General features: G+C 42.8%; 12 protein-coding genes. 9 read left to right on the forward strand and 3 right to left on the reverse strand.

The genetic code is table 11. The annotated features are described in order from the left end of the window. Positions 1-10: 10 nt before the first annotated feature. Together E7413_04890 and E7413_04895 are read right to left on the reverse strand one after the other, a co-directional pair. Positions 11-1363: a DUF1727 domain-containing protein gene (locus E7413_04890; protein ID MBE7019192.1), complete on the reverse strand. Its 1353-nt coding sequence runs from the start codon at positions 1361-1363 to the stop codon at positions 11-13. 33 nt (positions 1364-1396) lie between these two features. Then, positions 1397-3067, reverse strand: coding sequence for a ribonuclease J (locus tag E7413_04895; GenBank protein ID MBE7019193.1), 1671 nt, complete (start codon positions 3065-3067; stop codon positions 1397-1399). 285 nt (positions 3068-3352) lie between these two features. Between E7413_04895 and E7413_04900 the strand changes: the two genes are divergently transcribed. The 9 genes from E7413_04900 (at position 3353) to E7413_04940 (ending at position 14147) form a co-directional block, all read left to right on the forward strand. Then, the gene (locus tag E7413_04900; GenBank protein ID MBE7019194.1) at positions 3353-4192 is read left to right on the forward strand and encodes a sulfide/dihydroorotate dehydrogenase-like FAD/NAD-binding protein; all 840 of its coding nucleotides are present in this window, start codon (positions 3353-3355) and stop codon (positions 4190-4192) included. A gap of 1 nt (position 4193) precedes the next feature. Then, positions 4194-5579, forward strand: coding sequence for an NADPH-dependent glutamate synthase (gene gltA / locus E7413_04905; protein ID MBE7019195.1), 1386 nt, complete (start codon positions 4194-4196; stop codon positions 5577-5579). A gap of 182 nt (positions 5580-5761) precedes the next feature. Next, positions 5762-6565 carry a ribosomal RNA small subunit methyltransferase A gene (rsmA, locus tag E7413_04910; protein MBE7019196.1) on the forward strand — a complete coding sequence of 268 codons (804 nt, stop codon included), beginning with the start codon at positions 5762-5764 and terminating at the stop codon, positions 6563-6565. 206 nt (positions 6566-6771) lie between these two features. Next, the gene (locus E7413_04915; GenBank protein ID MBE7019197.1) at positions 6772-8520 is read left to right on the forward strand and encodes a phosphoenolpyruvate carboxykinase (GTP); all 1749 of its coding nucleotides are present in this window, start codon (positions 6772-6774) and stop codon (positions 8518-8520) included. Between the two features lie 272 nt (positions 8521-8792). Continuing rightward, entirely contained in the window at positions 8793-9746 is a 954-nt protein-coding gene (locus E7413_04920; GenBank protein ID MBE7019198.1) for a hypothetical protein, read from the forward strand. A 252-nt stretch (positions 9747-9998) separates the two neighbouring features. Next, the gene (locus E7413_04925) at positions 9999-11030 is read left to right on the forward strand and encodes a hypothetical protein (GenBank protein MBE7019199.1); all 1032 of its coding nucleotides are present in this window, start codon (positions 9999-10001) and stop codon (positions 11028-11030) included. Positions 11031-11358: 328 nt separating this feature from the next. Then, on the forward strand, positions 11359-11646 hold the full coding sequence (locus tag E7413_04930) for a co-chaperone GroES (GenBank protein ID MBE7019200.1): 288 nt from the start codon (positions 11359-11361) through the stop codon (positions 11644-11646). A gap of 75 nt (positions 11647-11721) precedes the next feature. Then, positions 11722-13350, forward strand: a complete 1629-nt coding sequence (gene groL, locus E7413_04935; GenBank protein MBE7019201.1) for a chaperonin GroEL — start codon at positions 11722-11724, stop codon at positions 13348-13350. 170 nt (positions 13351-13520) lie between these two features. After that, the gene (locus E7413_04940; GenBank protein MBE7019202.1) at positions 13521-14147 is read left to right on the forward strand and encodes a hypothetical protein; all 627 of its coding nucleotides are present in this window, start codon (positions 13521-13523) and stop codon (positions 14145-14147) included. Positions 14148-14329: 182 nt separating this feature from the next. On the opposite strand, the gene E7413_04945 is transcribed toward E7413_04940, so the two are convergent. Then, positions 14330-16528: an ATP-dependent RecD-like DNA helicase gene (locus E7413_04945; GenBank protein ID MBE7019203.1), complete on the reverse strand. Its 2199-nt coding sequence runs from the start codon at positions 16526-16528 to the stop codon at positions 14330-14332. Between the last annotated feature and the right edge of the window lie 382 nt (positions 16529-16910).

Below are 16910 nucleotides of genomic sequence, written 5' to 3' on the forward strand. Positions count from 1 at the left end.
TTCCCCTTTCTTAATTTCTTTTTTTAGCATTTCCGGCCTTTTTTTCTGCCAGAAGAAGTTCTTTTTTTGCATCGAAAATTAAAGTGTAGTTCACCAAAAGGTAAATGACTTCGCAGTCGGTTTTTAAAAATTCCAATGCCAGCGGTACGGGATTTTCGTTCACGTTCACATCTTCCACATCGGCATAGTACCATCTGAGTGCCATATCGTGGCAACGTTTTCCGGATGCACCGTGCGCCACGCAGTCAGACAGCAGTTCAAAGTCCACATCGTACAGCCAGGAAATATCAATACCGTCGGAGGGCATATCGTTGATGCCCACAACCACCGCTTTTTTGCGGGGATCGTTTTTTAAGGTTGCAATTGCCTGGTTAAAGCCGGCAGGATTTTTCGCTAAGTTTAAGATTACAGGTTTTCCTAAATCAAATTCTTCCATTCTGGCAGTCTGGGTTTCATAATCCGCAAAAATCTGTGTGTAATTGGAAATAGGAAGCTTCAGTGTTTCTGCCACAGAAATTGCTGCCAGTACGTTATATAAATTGTAAAAGCCCAAAAGGGGAGTTTTTACTTCCAGCTTTTCGTTTAAAGTGAAGGATAGGGTGGGATTTAACCAAACGTTGGTTGCACTGAAATCTGGTTCGGGACGTTTGAAATCACAACCGGTGCAGAAAAAGTCACCCAATTGATTGTAATGATAGAAATTGTATGACAATTCTTCTCCGCAGAACATACAGGTTCTGCCTTCTTTGGTTTCGGTTTTGGGCTGATTGGTTTCTTCCGAAACGCCGTATATCACGTGAGGATTTTCCACGCTTTTCACAAAAGATGCACACATGGGGTCATCCCCGTTTAACACCAAAGTTGCCTGCGGTGCTTTTTTCACCGCGATTTTAAGCTGTTCCAACGTTTCGGTAATTTCACCGTAACGGTCCATCTGGTCACGGAACAGGTTGGTTATTACAATGATGTGGGGATTTAAGTGGTCAAACACAATTTTTGCGCTGGCTTCATCAATTTCCAGCACGGCATAGTCTGCATTTAAGGAACCGAACATTCCTGCAGCGTTGATAAATGCGGTTGCCACACCGTCAAACATATTGGCGCCCACAGTGTTACACACCGTAATGTTACCGGATTCGGTTAACAGGGTGTTAATCATATTGTTGGTGGTGGTTTTTCCGTTGGTACCCAACACGCAAATAATTTTTCGTTTGATTTTCGGAGCAAGCAGCCGAAGAGCGTCAGGGCAAAGTTTTAGGGCAATTCTGCCGGGTGCGGAAGAGCTTTTGGTGCCCATCAGCTTTCCAACCACAATTAAAAATTTGCAAACCATTACGGCGAATGCCAGTCGCAGTCGTTTCATAAGATAATCCTCGTTGTTTTCTTTTTTTAAAATTTACACTTCCATAATGATTGGTAAAATCATGGGAGAGCGTTTTGTTTTCTTGTTTAAGAAGGTGCTCACCTGAGAACGCATTTCGTTCTTTAGTGTTGCCCAGTCGGTCACTTTTTTTGCAATGAGAGTATCCAGCGCCTCCTTGGCAACCTGACGGGTTTCTTCCATTAAATCCTCACTGTCTCTCATATATACAAAGCCGCGGGAGATAATATCGGGGCCCGATAAAATTTGTCCGGTTTCCGAAGATAGGGAAACCACGATCACAATCAGCCCATCTTGGGACAAATGTTTTCTGTCACGAAGCACAATATTGCCCACATCGCCAACTGATAATCCTGCCACAAACACTTTGCCCGATGTGACACTGCCTGCAGGTTTGACCTGTGTTTTGGATACTTGCAACACATTTCCCAGTTGCAGAATATGAATACGGTCTTCCGGAATGCCAACTTCCATTGCCAGATTTTTATGATGAATTAAGTGCTTGTATTCCCCGTGGATGGGCATAAAGTATTTGGGTTTGGTCAGAGCTAACATCAGTTTTAATTCTTCCTGGCAGGCGTGACCTGAAACGTGCACATCCGCCAGATTATCATATACCACCGAGGAGCCTCTTTTAAACAATTCGTTTACCACGGTGGAAACCAGTTTTTCATTTCCCGGAATGGGATTTGCGCTTAACACCACCAAGTCGTTGGAGGTGATTTCCACCTTCCGATGGGCGGAAAACGCCATACGGTGCAGACCGCTCATGGGTTCTCCCTGACTTCCCGTGGTGATAATGGTTAAATGTTCGTTGTTGTAATTTTTGATGTTATCAATATCAATGAGGGTGCCTTTGGGAATTTTCATATAGCCCAGCTCCTGAGCAACCTGCACTACATTTTCCATACTTCTGCCCGAAACTGCAACCTTACGGTTATAGCGGACGGAAGCATCAATAATCTGTTGCACACGATGCACGTTGGATGCAAAGGTGGCAATAATAATTCTCTTTTTAGGATTGGTGATAAAAATATCATTTAAGGCTTTTCCCACTGAGCGTTCGCTCTGGGTGTAACCATGGCGTTCCGCATTGGTGGATTCGCTCATTAAGAGGGTGACTCCTTGTTTGCCCAGTTCCCCAAAGCGTGCTAAGTCAATCATATTTCCCGTAACGGGAGTGGTGTCGATTTTAAAGTCTCCGGTATGCAGGATGATTCCTTCCGGGGTGTGCACGGCGATGGCAACCGAATCTGCGATAGAGTGGTTGGTGTGGATAAATTCCACGGTAATGTCGCCGAATTTCAGTTTGTCTCCGGCAGAAACCTGATTTAAGGCTACCTTGGAGAGCAGATTATGTTCTTTTAATTTGAATTTTACAAGACCGATGGTCAGCTTGGTGCCAAACACGGGAATGGAGCAATCTTTCATTAGATAGGGAATCCCGCCGATATGGTCTTCGTGCCCGTGGGTTAATACCAATGCCTTGAATTTATGTTGGTTTTTGACAATATAAGAATAGTCGGGAATTACTAGGTCCACGCCCAGCATATTCTCATCCGGAAAGGCAATCCCGCAATCAATTAAAATTCCGATATCTCCATACTCAATAGCGGTCAGATTTTTACCGATTTCGTGAAGACCGCCTAAGGGAATTACCTTCAGTATTTTCTTTTTCGCCACAATATTCCTCCGTTGTTAAAATTTTTCCGTACATAACAGTTCATAATAGTATAACACAAATTTTTAATTCTGTCAATTATATAATGTATTATTTCTATCCATTTTTGGAAATAATCAAAAGAAGGAAAAAAGTTTTCTTTTTTTAAAAATGTCTTTACAAACGGGAGCGTTTTATGGTATACTGATTTTAAAGGATTTTGACCTTATAAAAAGAACAAAATACAACATCCTTCATATAAAAATGAAACAGTTTGGTATTCTTGTGAATGCGAAAGTGAGGTTTTTTAGATGTTTCAGATTATTAAGCGGGAAGAATTAAACCCCACCGTAACCAGAATTGCGGTAAATGCTCCCCGTGTTGCAAAAAAAGCGTTACCCGGTCAGTTTATCATTTTAAGAGTGGACGAAAACGGAGAACGTATTCCCTTAACCGTTGCGGATACGGACCCCGTAAACGGCACCGTAACCGTGATTTTCCAGGTAGTTGGGGAATCCACCGAAATGTTAAACCACATTCCCGAAGGTGGATGCCTCCACGATTTTGTGGGTCCTTTGGGTGTTCCCACCAAGATTGAAGGCTTAAAGAAAGTGGCTGTTGTGGGTGGTGGCGTAGGCTGTGCCATTGCATATCCCATTGCCAAGGCGCTCCATAAACAGGGTACTGAAGTGCATTCCGTGGTTGGATTTCGAAATAAGGATTTAGTGATTTTAGAAGACGAATTCAAGGCAGTGAGCAGCCGTCTTTGTATGATGACCGATGATGGTTCCTACGGAGAAAAAGGCTTAGTAACCGATGCATTGAAAGCCCTTATTGAAAGCGGCGAACAGTATGACGAAGTGATTGTAATCGGTCCGCTTATTATGATGAAGTTCGTTTGTAAGTTGACCAAAGAATACGGCGTGAAAACCACCGTTAGCATGAATCCCGTGATGATTGACGGAACGGGTATGTGCGGCGGTTGCCGATTAACCGTTGGTGGCGAAACTAAGTTTGCCTGCGTAGACGGTCCCGATTTTGACGGCCACCTGGTAGATTTTGACGAAGCAATTCAGCGTTCCCGTATGTATCACGGATTTGAACGTCACCGTCACGAAGAAAGCTGTAATCTCTTTAAGGGGGTAAACTAAGATGCCGAATATGTCTTTACAAAAAAATCCCATGCCTCATCAGGAGGCGGATATCCGCAATAAAAATTTCTCTGAAGTAGCTTTGGGTTACACCTTAGAACAGGCGAAAGACGAAGCAGAGCGTTGCCTGGGCTGTAAACATAAACCCTGTGTGGGCGGATGCCCCGTTGCGATTGATATTCCTGCTTTTATCCAAAAGATTAAGGAAGAAGACTTAGAAGGTGCTTATCAGATTTTAAATCAATCCACCTCTTTACCTGCAGTATGCGGACGTGTTTGCCCTCAGGAAGTGCAGTGCGAAGCAAAATGTGTTCGTGGCATCAAAGGAGAACCTGTTGCTATCGGCAGATTGGAACGTTTTGTAGCAGACTGGCACCGTGAACACAGCAAAGAAGAACACATTGACACCAAATCCAACGGCAAAAAAGTTGCCGTGATCGGCTCCGGTCCTGCAGGTCTTACCTGTGCAGGGGACTTGGCAAAAGAGGGCTATGATGTCACCGTGTTTGAAGCATTGCATGTTGCAGGCGGTGTGTTGGTATACGGTATTCCCGAATTCCGTCTGCCCAAAGCCATTGTGCAGGCTGAAATTGAAAAATTAAAACAGATTGGCGTAAAAATTGAAACCAATGTAGTGGTTGGCAAAACCTTAGCGGTTGACGAATTGTTTGACGAGGGGTTTGATGCCGTGTTTATCGGATCCGGTGCAGGTCTTCCCAGATTTATGAAGATTCCCGGCGAAAATTTAAACGGTGTGTATTCCGCCAATGAATTCTTAACCCGTGTGAACTTAATGAAAGCCTATCGTGAGGATTCCAAAACTCCCGTTCTGCACGCGAAAAACGTGGCAGTGGTAGGCGGTGGTAACGTTGCAATGGATGCTGCCCGTTGTGCAAAACGTTTGGGTGCGGAAAACGTGTATATTGTATACCGTCGTTCTTTAGACGAAATGCCTGCCAGAAAAGAAGAAGTGGAACACGCTATGGAAGAAGGTATCCACTTTAAAGTGCTTTGTAACCCCAAAGAAATTTTGGGTGACGAAAATAAATTTGTTTCCGGCATGAAATGCGTGGAAATGGAGCTGGGTGAACCGGATGAATCCGGCAGAAGACGTCCCGTTGAAAAGAAAGACAGCGAATTTGTACTCCCCGTGGATGCGGTGATTATGTCTATCGGTACTTCTCCCAATCCGCTGATTAAGAGTACCACCCAGGGGTTAGAAACCAATTCTCACGGTTGTATCGTAACCGATGATAACGGCAAAACCTCTCGAGAAGCTGTGTATGCCGGCGGTGACGCAGTAACCGGTGCCGCAACCGTAATTTTGGCAATGGGTGCAGGAAAAACTGCTGCAAAATCCATCAAAGAATATCTGGAAAGCAAATAATTAAAACATGGAAAAGTCCCTCAGGAGATCGTTTTCTGAGGGACTTTTTTTATATTGCGTCGCAGGAAAACAAATTAGAAAAATATGTGTAATCTTATTTGACAGATGGACGGTTTTGTGTTATGATATATATGAGGATTTTCAGGAATTTTTTGTGAATAGACAGAGAGGAAGGAAACGGTATGGCAAAAATCGTGGCGAAAAAATCATTGGGACAGAACTTTTTGCAGGATGATTCCGTGATTGATAATATTGTAACCCAATCGGGTGTGAACAAAGATACCGACGTGTTGGAAATCGGGCCCGGTCTGGGTGCTGTGACAGATTTGTTGGTAGAACGGGCAAGAAATGTGGTTGCAGTGGAAATTGATGACCGTTTGTACCACAATCTGGTGAAAAAACACGGTAACCGTGATAATTTCACCATCATCAATGCAGATATTTTAGAAACCGACCTTTCCAAAATCGTTACCGACAATATGATTGTGGTGGCAAATCTACCTTATTATATTACCACTCCTATTATCACCAAATTGGTAGAAAACCCTTGCGGATTAAAAAGCCTGACCGTGATGGTGCAATTGGAAGTGGCAAAAAGAATCTGTGCCGACCACACCCAAAAGGATTACGGTGCCATTTCGGTGTTTTGTAATTACCATTGTGATACCGAACTTCTCTTTACCGTGCCGCCTGAAGCCTTTGACCCTATTCCGAAGGTAACCTCTGCGGTGATGAAACTGTCTTTCCGCCATGAAAAAGCGGTTTCACCCAAAAACGAAAAACACTTTTTCTCAGTGGTGAAATCGGCATTTTCCAACAGACGAAAAACCTTGTCCAACTGTCTGATGCAAAGTTTTTCCCTTTCCCGTGAGGAAGCGGTGGGTTTCATTACCGCTTGCGGTTTATCTGAAACTATCCGTGGCGAAAAGCTTTCTCTTGTAGATTTTTGTAAGCTAAGCGACCTGATGTGTCAGCAGGGAAAATAACCGCTTCTCGAAGAATGTAATTGCAGAAACAAACAAAATCAAAAGAAACCAAAAAAAATCAAAAAAATCTACCAAAACACTTGCCAAAAGAAAAAAAGTGTGATATATTAGTGGTAAAATGGGTGAGGATAGGATTTTCCAAAAAAATCGTCCTCAGAATTGATTAAAAATATAGTTTATTATAGAATGAAAAAGGAGTTATTACGATGACTGACAACAAATTTGTGTTAAGCTGGGTTGAAGAAATGAAAAACCTGGTAAAACCCGCAAACGTAGTATGGATTGACGGTAGCGAAGAACAGCTGGAAAGCTTAAGAGAACAGTCCTGCAAATCCGGTGAAATGATCAGATTAGACCAGGAAAAATTACCCGGATGTTTCTATCACAGAACTGCTCAGAACGACGTTGCTCGTGTAGAAGACAGAACCTTCATTTGTGCAACCAGCGAAGAAGAAGCTGGTCCCACCAACAACTGGATGGACCCCAAAGCTGCTTACGAAAAATTAGGCAAACTGTTCGATGGTTCCATGGCCGGCAAAACCATGTATGTAATTCCTTTCATCATGGGTGTGTTAGGATCTCCCTTCTCTAAAGTTGGTATCGAAATCACCGACAGCATTTATGTTGTATTAAACATGGCTATTATGACCCGTGTTGGTATCCAGGCTGAAAAACAGCTGGGTGACAGCGCAGATTTCACCAAATGTTTACACGCTTGTAAAGATGTAAACCCCGATGAAAGATATATTATGCATTTCCCCCAGGACAACACCATCTGGAGCATCAACTCCGCATACGGCGGAAACGTGCTTTTAGGTAAAAAATGCTTAGCATTAAGAATTGCAAGCTACCTGGGCAGAAAAGAAGGCTGGATGGCAGAACATATGCTCATCTTAGGCTTAGAAAATCCCAAAGGCGAAGTGAAATACATTGCTGCAGCGTTCCCCTCTGCTTGTGGTAAAACCAACCTGGCAATGTTAATTCCTCCCGCTATTTTAAAAGGTTACAAAGTATATACCGTAGGTGATGATATCGCTTGGATTCGTGTTGGTGAAGACGGCAGACTGTGGGCTATGAACCCCGAAGCTGGTTTCTTTGGCGTTGCTCCCGGTACCTCCAACAAAACCAACCCCAACGCATTGGCTACCACTATGAAAAACACCATCTTCACCAACGTGTTCTTAAAAGATGACAACACTGTATGGTGGGAAGGTATGGATGGTGACGCTCCTGCAACCGGTACCGACTGGTTAGGTAACCCCTGGACTCCCGAATCCGGCGTAAAAGGTGCACATCCCAACTCCAGATTTACCGCTCCTGCTTGTCAGTGCCCCTGCATCTCTTCCGAATTTGAATCCACCGCAGGTGTACCCCTGTCCGCAATCGTATTCGGTGGCAGACGTGCAAAAACTGCTCCCCTGGTATACCAGTCCTTCAACTGGAACCACGGTGTATTCATGGGTGCTACCATGGCATCTGAAACTACCGCAGCAGCTGCAGGTGCAGTTGGCGTGGTTCGTCGTGACCCCATGGCTATGATTCCCTTCTGCGGATACAATATGGGTGACTACTTCCAGCATTGGTTAGATATGGGCACCAAAACTGACAAACTGCCCTTAATCTTCCACGTTAACTGGTTCAGAACCAATGCAGACGGCAAATTCATCTGGCCCGGATTTGGTGACAACGTTCGTGTGTTAAACTGGATCTTAGCAAGATGTGCCGGCGAAGTTGATGCAGTAGAAACTGCAATCGGTTACCTGCCCAAGAAAGAAGATTTAGACTTAACCGGTTTAGATATTGCTGACGAAGTATTAGATGAACTGTTAAGCGTTGATAAAGAAGTTTGGTTAGAAGAAACCAAAGGTATTGGCGAATTCTTCGCAAAATTCGGTGACAGACTGCCCAAAGAATTAGCAGCTGAACTGGAAAACTTAAAAGCAAGATTAGCATAATTTTAACATTGTAATTTTGCATAAAAAAAGGCTGTGGAATTGGTAGATTTGCCAATTCCACAGCTCTTTTTATTACAGGAAGATAACAATTTGGTATCAGGGGGACTATTTTGGTAATATACTTGACTTTTTAAGGAATATTATGGTATTATGATTTCAAGAAGTTGTCTGTATTTTTTGAAATGAAGAAGATTATCGATGCAGACATAGAGCTTTTTTATTTTGCATAAAAAATATCATATAAATTTGGAATCTATTAGGAGGTTACCATTATGGCATTTTGTAATTATTGCGGTAAACAGTTGGCAGACGGCGAAGTTTGCAGCTGTACCACCGCTGCTGCAGCTGCACCCCAGCCCGCAGCTCCACAGCCTGCACCCCAGCCGGCACCCCAGCCCGCACCTGCCGGAGCGTACTATCCCCCCACAACTCCTGCTCCGAAATCATCCTTTGATTTTGGCGGTATTATGAAAGATTGCTGGAATCTGTTTTTGAATCTGTTCAAAAAACCCGTGACTGCTGTTTCCGAGTTCATTCAGAACGGCACCAGAAATCATGCATTTATTATGATTGGTCTGCAGGCAATTGTGGTAACTTTATTGTTGGTTATACTTGCTTGTCAACATAACGCTGATTTGAAGAGCAATTGGGCAGTGAGACTTGCTCAGATGTCCGGTATGAGTTCTGAATACATTTTAGAGCAACAGATTGCAACTCAGCAACAGTATGTGAATGTGTTCCTTGTTATTTTAGTTGGATTGTTTGGAACCGTTGGATTATCCGCTGCATTTGCAGGCGTGAAGATGTTGGTGGCAAAAATCTTCAAAGGAACCACCAGCTTTGATACAGAACTGAAAGTATCCGCTGTGACCGGTTTTGTAGCAGTTCCCTTCATTTTAGTTGGTATTCTTTTAGTGTTAATTCTGACCGGCGAAAATGCAGGCACCTATTATAAAGGTGTATTCTCCCACATTGGCGGTTTTGGCATGAGCACCAGATGGGGCATTTTGGTAGCTATGATTGGTTATCTGTTCGGTTACCTGTTAATGTGTGCAACCATCTCCGAAGTGAATGGTTTCGATCCTGATAAACGGGTTTATGCAATCTTAGCAATCAGCATTGCAATGCTTCTGGTATACTACTTACTGTCCAGATTGGTTGTATTTCCAATTACCGAACCTAAGTGGGATAAACTTCAGAGACAGGCATCTAAGTTGCTTTATTAAAAAGTAAAAAAAGGAGAGCAGTGCTCTCCTTTTTTGTTACTGTGGCACCATATTATGTTACAGGAAGATAACAATTTGGTATCAGGAGGACTATTTTAGTAATATACTTGACTTTTGTGAGTTTATTATGCTAAGATAGAATCGTAAAGAAATTTATGGCAAAAAAAATTTATTGACAGAATTTGTGAGCATCATTGTTATTTTTTGCATAAAAATAAGAAATATATTAAGAAATCTTAGGAGGGTAAGATTATGGCATTTTGTAAGTATTGCGGAAAACAGTTAGCAGATGGAGAGGTTTGTTCCTGTACTGCAGCGGCACCTCAGGCAGCACCTCAGGCTGCTCCCCAACCTGCACCTCAGGCAGCACCTCAGGCTGCTCCCCAACCTGCACCTCAGGCAGCTCCTCAGCCCACACCTCAGGCAGCACCCGGCGCTACATATTATGCACCTCCGGCACCTCCGGTACCGCAGGCTCCCAGTGCATTCGGTACGGCGATGAAGGATGTTTGGCAGCTGTTTTTAAATCTGTTTAAAAAACCGGTATCCGCTACCAGCGAATTTTTAAGAAACGGCAATTTGTTGCCGACTTATATCATTATTGGAATTCAGGCAATTCTGGTTTCCATTTTGGCAGCATTGCTGGCAGGGAAAGTGAACGGAATATTCCGTACTGCGATGACTGCTGCAGGGGGTGCGGCAAACCAACTTGGTGCTATGGCAGGAATGGGTAATATGAGCGGTGCAAATGGTATGGGTAACCTTATGGCAGCTCAGGTAGCTCAGCAGATCAGCTATTCTATCCCGTTGGTATTATTTATTGCATTGATTGCAACTGCAGGTATGGCATTTATTCTTCCCGGAATTATGATGCTGGTTGTAAAAATGTTCAAAGGTCAGACAGATTATAAGAGTATGCTCAAATTATCTGCTGTGAACAGCTTAGTATGCATTCCGTTTATTCTCTTAGGCATTATCGTATCTTTCTTCTTCTCTGTTAATATTGTTTCCTTGGCAAGTGGCAATATCATGGGAAGTCTTCTGTCTGCATTTTTGGTTCCGCCTGCTGTTGCAATGGTAGGATGCGTTTTCGGAAATTTCCTGATGAGCTCTGTATTACCCTATTCCGCTGCATTAAATCAGGATTCTGTCCCCTACACAATGTTTATCAGCTGTGTTATCACTTTTGCGGCATTCTATTTAATTACTTTTGTTGTTGCAATTCCTCTGTGTACACCGGCAGCAATCAAAGCAGCAGGCAATATGATGAGTGCTATTATGTAATTTGATTCTTTGAGAATCACTGTTCGTTGGAGCCCTACAAGGGCATCTGAAATTGAATCGAAAAAAGGAGAGTGAAAGCTCTCCTTTTTTATGCAAAAATATGCAAAAAAATTTCAGATTGTTAAGAATTGCCAAAAAACGGAAAAGCTCTAAAAAACAATAAAAATAAAAGAAAAACAAAGAAAAACGATGTTAATCTTCAATAAACAGGATTATCTATGATTGATATTATCGATAACCTCGATTATAATGAATTAGCACTCTAAAGCTAAGAGTGCTAAAATTGTCGAAAATCCTATGGAAATAAAGTATATCGGAGGAATTACACATGAATTTAAAACCCTTGGGTGACAGAGTTGTTATCCGTATGGTAGAAGCAGAAGAAACCACCAAAAGCGGTATCATTTTAGCAGGAAGTGCCAAAGAAAAACCCCAGATGGCAGAGGTTGTAGCAGTTGGCCCCGGCGGAATGGTGGACGGCAAAGAAATCAAGATGGAAGTTGCAGTTGGGGATAAAGTGATCACCAATAAATATGCAGGCACCGAAGTGAAATTAGACGGTTGCGAATATATCGTACTGCGTCAAGCAGACATTTTAGCAAAAGTTGAAGACTAATTCTTTTAGTATTCGAACTTCAACAAAGAGTTCTTTTTCACAATTGTTTAACAGATAAAAAAGGAGTAGATACCAATGGCAAAACAGATTATTTATGGCGAAGAAGCCAGAAAAGCATTAGAACGCGGTATTAACCAGTTGGCTGATACCGTAAAAATCACCTTAGGCCCTAAAGGCAGAAATGTGGTTTTAGATAAAAAATTCGGAGCACCTTTAATCACCAATGACGGTGTGTCCATCGCAAAAGAAATCGAGCTGGAAGACCCCTTTGAAAATATGGGCGCACAGCTGGTAAAAGAAGTTGCAACCAAAACCAACGACGTGGCAGGGGACGGTACCACTACCGCTACCTTACTGGCACAGGCACTGGTTCGTGAAGGCTTAAAAAATATTGCAGCAGGTGCAAATCCCATGATCGTAAGAAAAGGGATTGCTTTAGCAGTTGCCACCGCTGTGGAAGAAATCAAGAAAAATTCCAGAAAAATTAAAGGCAAAGAAGACATCGCAAGAGTTGCAGCAAACTCTGCAGCAGATGAATATATCGGCACCTTGATTGCAGACGCTATGGAAAAAGTAACTGCAGACGGCGTTATCACCGTGGAAGAATCCAAAACCGCAGAAACCTTATGCGAAGTGGTGGAAGGTATGCAGTTTGATCGTGGTTACATTTCCCCCTATATGGTAACCGATACTGATAAAATGGAAGCAATCATTGATGATGCATACATTTTAATCACCGATAAGAAAATCAGCTCCATTCAGGATTTACTGCCCTTGTTGGAACAGATTGTTCAGCAGGGCAAAAAACTGGTCATCGTAGCGGAAGATATTGAAGGCGAAGCGCTGACTACCTTGGTTTTAAATAAATTAAGAGGTACCTTTACCTGCGTTGCCGTAAAAGCTCCCGGCTTTGGTGACAGAAGAAAAGCAATGCTTCAGGATATTGCCATCTTAACCGGCGGTGAAGTGATTTCCGATGAATTAGGCTTAGACTTAAAAGAAACCACCATTTTCCAGTTAGGTCGTGCAAAACAGGTAAAAATTCAGAAAGAAAACACCATCATTGTTGACGGTGCAGGTGATAAAGAAGCAATCAAAGCAAGAGTTTCCCAGATTAAAGCACAGATTGCAGAAACCACTTCTGAATTTGATAAAGAAAAACTCCAGGAAAGACTGGCAAAACTCTCCGGTGGCGTGGCAGTGCTCCGTGTTGGTGCTGCAACCGAAACCGAAATGAAAGAAAAGAAACTCCGTATTGAAGACGCTTTGGCTGCAACCAAAGCAGCTGTGGAAGAAGGCATTGTTGCAGGGGGCGGTACCGCTTTCTTAAATGCTCTGCCCGCAGTGGCAAAACTGGTTGCAAAAACTGAAGGCGACGAAAAAACCGGTGTGAAAATTGTGTTAAAAGCATTGGAAGAACCTGTTCGTCAGATTGCGAAAAACGCAGGCGTGGAAGGTTCCGTTATCGTGGATAAAGTGTTATCCCAGAAGAAAAACGTGGGCTACAATGCGTTAACTGAAGAATATGTGGATATGCTGGAAACCGGTATCGTTGACCCCACCAAAGTAACCAGAAATGCTCTGCAGAATGCAGCATCTGTGGCTTCTATGGTATTAACCACTGAAAGCCTGGTTGCTGATATTAAAGAACCCGAAGCTGCAGCTCCTGCTGCCGGCATGGGCGGTATGGGCGGAATGTACTAATTTTTTAGTATCTGCTCGCATTTTGATATTACAAATCAAAAAGGATTGGAATCTTTGAATAGATTCCAATCCTTTTTTCTCTTGACAAAATTTTTAAAACTATGCTATACTGTTGGTAACGTATGGAAAGCAGAAAATGATTGATTTTTATCAGGATAAGGAGAAATTTTATGAAATGCAAGAATTATTTTTGGATTATTAGCATAGTGATTGTAATGGTGTTGACAGCTTGTTCTTCCAATCGTCTTACCCCACCTCAGCCTGTTGTGGATGAAACGATACCGGTAGCTGTTGATACCGAAGAAATTTATGAGCAGTTTTTGGAAGCAAACACGTTTTATTATGAATGGCTTGTAAATACCAGATTTGTTTCCTCTGAGTATGAGCACAAGCTGTTGGATGAGATGCTTTGCACTGTTCCCGTTGTGCATGAAACGATTTGTGATGCGGATACTTTAAAGGATGAAGTATATCAGAGATTCTCTCCCGAATTGGCAACACGATTTGTAGAAGTAATGAATCCCGAGGATATTGACGGGCAACTGTATATCACTGGCTCACTGCAGGCGTTGGATGGTTGGTACCATGAAATTGCAGAACATTCCTTTACGCAGGTATCCCCCACAGAATATCTTTTAGAACTTAAGGTTTATTATCCTGCAAACCAGGTTATGGAGAGTGAACCTATTGAATATTCCTACTATACCATTCGGTGTACGTATGACAGCGAAAGATGGACCTTTATGGACGATGCCGATTATGAAACTACCGATACATCTGAATTGTTTTTCCGCTAAAATATGAATTGAGAAATAAAAAGGATTGGAATCTTTTAATAGATTCCAATCCTTTTTTGTATTTGTGTTAAAAGTGCACCCCTTTTGTAGGGGACGGTGCCCACACCGTCCCGTGTTTTGAATTGTACAATGAATGGAGCGGACAGATGTGGGCATCTGTCCCTACAAGAAGATGGTCTTTCTTAAAACGGAACTTCTTCCGCCTCCAATAAAAATTCTGTTAAGTTGGTATATCGTTTTTGCTCGGTATTGTTGTGAATCATTCCCGTCACGCAGGATTTTCGTCCCACGATACACACAAAGGTTTTGGCACGGGTCACGGCGGTGTATAACAGATTCTGTGTCATCAACTGGGGATAACCATACACCAGCGGTATTACCACCGCATCAAACTCGCTGCCCTGACTTTTATGCACCGTCACTGCGTAGGCAAGCTCCAAATTTTCCAATTTCATAAAGTCGTAGCAGACAATTTTATCTTCATCAAAGAGAATGGTCATTTCCTTGTTTTCGGGGTCGATATCGGTAATCACACCCATATCTCCGTTATAGATGCCTTGCCCGCGATAACCGTCTTCGGTTTCCCATTCGATTTCGTAATCGTTTTTAGTTTGCATCACACGGTCAAATTTGGAAAATACATAGCCGTTTGCTGATTTTTGCGGTTGTTTTTCCCGCACGGGATTTAAAGTTTGCTTTAGGGCATTGTTTAAAGCAACCGACCCCAGCACACTTTTTCTCATGGGCGTTAATACCTGAATCTTATCGGGAGAGATATTTAAAAACTTGGGAAGACGGTTTTCCACCAGATCGCAAACGGTTGCAACCGTGGCTTCTCCGTTTGGACTTCCCACAAAGAAAAAGTCGCTGCCCTCTCCGTTATATACAGGTTCCGTGAAGTTTAAAATACGATGAGCGTTTTCCACAATCTGGGAAGCGTTTTCCTGTCGGAAAATCTGATGAAAACTAATGGTGGGAATCACACCCGATGCAATCATATCTTTTAACACGTTTCCTGCACCCACGGGAGGCAGCTGGTCGCAGTCTCCCACCATAATGATTCTTGTTTTTTCTGTAAATGCCCGCAAAAAGGATTCAAACAGCAAAGAATCTGTCATAGACATTTCGTCCACAATCACCACATCGCACCGCACGGGATTCTGCTCATTTCTCTCAAATTGAGGACGTTCTCCGCCTACCTGTTTCACTTCCAACAGACGGTGAATGGTTTTGGCGTTTTTGCCCGTCACTTCCGAAATCCGCTTGGCGGCACGGCCTGTGGGAGCTGCTAAAATCACTTTTTTATTGAGCGCATCAAAGGCAGTCAGTAAGCTTTTGATTACTGTGGTTTTTCCTGTTCCTGGCCCCCCTGTGATGATAAACACTTTTTGTTTTAAGGCTTCGGTGAGGGCTTCTTTCTGTTCCGAAGATAGGGAAACATCGCAAAGGTCGTCAATATCCAATTTTTTGGATAAATCTTCACATTTGCTTTGCTTTAGAATCTGAAGTCTTGCAGCAATATAGCTTTCTGCCATATAAAAATGGGGGAGAGAGTAGAAGACGATCCCCTCTTTTTTCACGTTAATCAGTCTGCCTTCCATTAACAGCAGAGACAACGCATTTTCCACTTCCGTTTCGCCTACGTCCAGAAGTGATTTTGCCTCGGTAACAAGTTCTTCTTTTGGGAAACAAGTGTGTCCATTGTAAGCTGCCTGATACATCAAGTATGTAACGCCTGATTTGAGACGCTCCATAGAGTTTTTCGGGATTCCCATTTCTTCCGCAATTTTATCCACGGTTAAAAATCCGATTTTTTCCACCCGTTCGCAGATGATATACGGATTTTGGTTGCAGAGCTTGATAGCACCGCTTCCCAAGGTGTTGTACACCTTTACCGCAATGGTGGGGGATAACCCGAATTTCATAAAGTAGGACACTACATTCTGCACTTCGATTTTCTTCATGTAGTCTCTGTGGATATCCATTGCTTTGGTGAGAGAAATTCCAGAAATTTCGGATAAGCGTTCCGGGTAAATTTCAATGATATTTAATGTTTCTTCGCGGAATTCGTCCACAATTTTTTTCGCTGTGGCTGGTCCCACACCACGGATAAATCCGCTGGATAGAAATTTATAAATGGAAGCAGTATCCTGCTCAAAATGAGGCTCGTAGTATTCACATTGAAATTGAGTGCCGAATTTGGGGTGCTCTACCCATTTTCCGTATGCAATAATGCTTTCTCCTTCGGCAATCATGGGCAGATTGCCTGCCACATTCACATAGTCATCGGAGGTTTCCAAAGCAATTACGCCATAGCCGTTTTCGTCGTTATAGTAAATTACTTCTTCCACTAACCCTGCGATGCGTTCCATAGCGTTCATCTTCGGTTCCTCCTTTCTTGTTACCTATTTGTTATCATACACCTTTTTTTAATAAATGTCAATAAAAAATGCGAATATTTGTTCGTGTTTTGTGAGGGGTAAAAAACTTCTTCCATCTTCACTATTACTTATTCCTTTAAAATCCGTACACGACGGTGGTTAGGGAAGAGTGAAGAAGGAACAGTGAATAAGTAAAAAATCCGCACATTTTATGTACGGATTTTTTGGCTCGTTGCCCTCTCAGTGTTCGAGTCCCTCTTCGGCTTTTTTTATTGGCGCGCCTTGAGGGACACAGTTGCTTCGCACCTTCATAGCTTGACGACCCAAGCCTACGGCTTCGGTACCCGTCTTCGCACCAACTTCGCTAAAAACCATTCCCCAA

Source organism: Oscillospiraceae bacterium (genome assembly GCA_015068645.1).
Taxonomy (GTDB): domain Bacteria; phylum Bacillota; class Clostridia; order UMGS1840; family UMGS1840; genus SIG452.

What these genes read in the sequence shown, in the direction of transcription:
- E7413_04890 (MBE7019192.1), bottom strand. Translation starts at nt 1,363, where the DNA reads ATGAAACGACTGCGACTGGCATTCGCCGTAATGGTTTGCAAATTTTTA.
- E7413_04900 (MBE7019194.1), top strand. Translation starts at nt 3,353, where the DNA reads ATGTTTCAGATTATTAAGCGGGAAGAATTAAACCCCACCGTAACCAGA.
- gltA (MBE7019195.1), top strand. Translation starts at nt 4,194, where the DNA reads ATGCCGAATATGTCTTTACAAAAAAATCCCATGCCTCATCAGGAGGCG.
- rsmA (MBE7019196.1), top strand. Translation starts at nt 5,762, where the DNA reads ATGGCAAAAATCGTGGCGAAAAAATCATTGGGACAGAACTTTTTGCAG.
- E7413_04915 (MBE7019197.1), top strand. Translation starts at nt 6,772, where the DNA reads ATGACTGACAACAAATTTGTGTTAAGCTGGGTTGAAGAAATGAAAAAC.
- E7413_04920 (MBE7019198.1), top strand. Translation starts at nt 8,793, where the DNA reads ATGGCATTTTGTAATTATTGCGGTAAACAGTTGGCAGACGGCGAAGTT.
- E7413_04925 (MBE7019199.1), top strand. Translation starts at nt 9,999, where the DNA reads ATGGCATTTTGTAAGTATTGCGGAAAACAGTTAGCAGATGGAGAGGTT.
- E7413_04930 (MBE7019200.1), top strand. Translation starts at nt 11,359, where the DNA reads ATGAATTTAAAACCCTTGGGTGACAGAGTTGTTATCCGTATGGTAGAA.
- groL (MBE7019201.1), top strand. Translation starts at nt 11,722, where the DNA reads ATGGCAAAACAGATTATTTATGGCGAAGAAGCCAGAAAAGCATTAGAA.
- E7413_04940 (MBE7019202.1), top strand. Translation starts at nt 13,521, where the DNA reads ATGAAATGCAAGAATTATTTTTGGATTATTAGCATAGTGATTGTAATG.
- E7413_04945 (MBE7019203.1), bottom strand. Translation starts at nt 16,528, where the DNA reads ATGAACGCTATGGAACGCATCGCAGGGTTAGTGGAAGAAGTAATTTAC.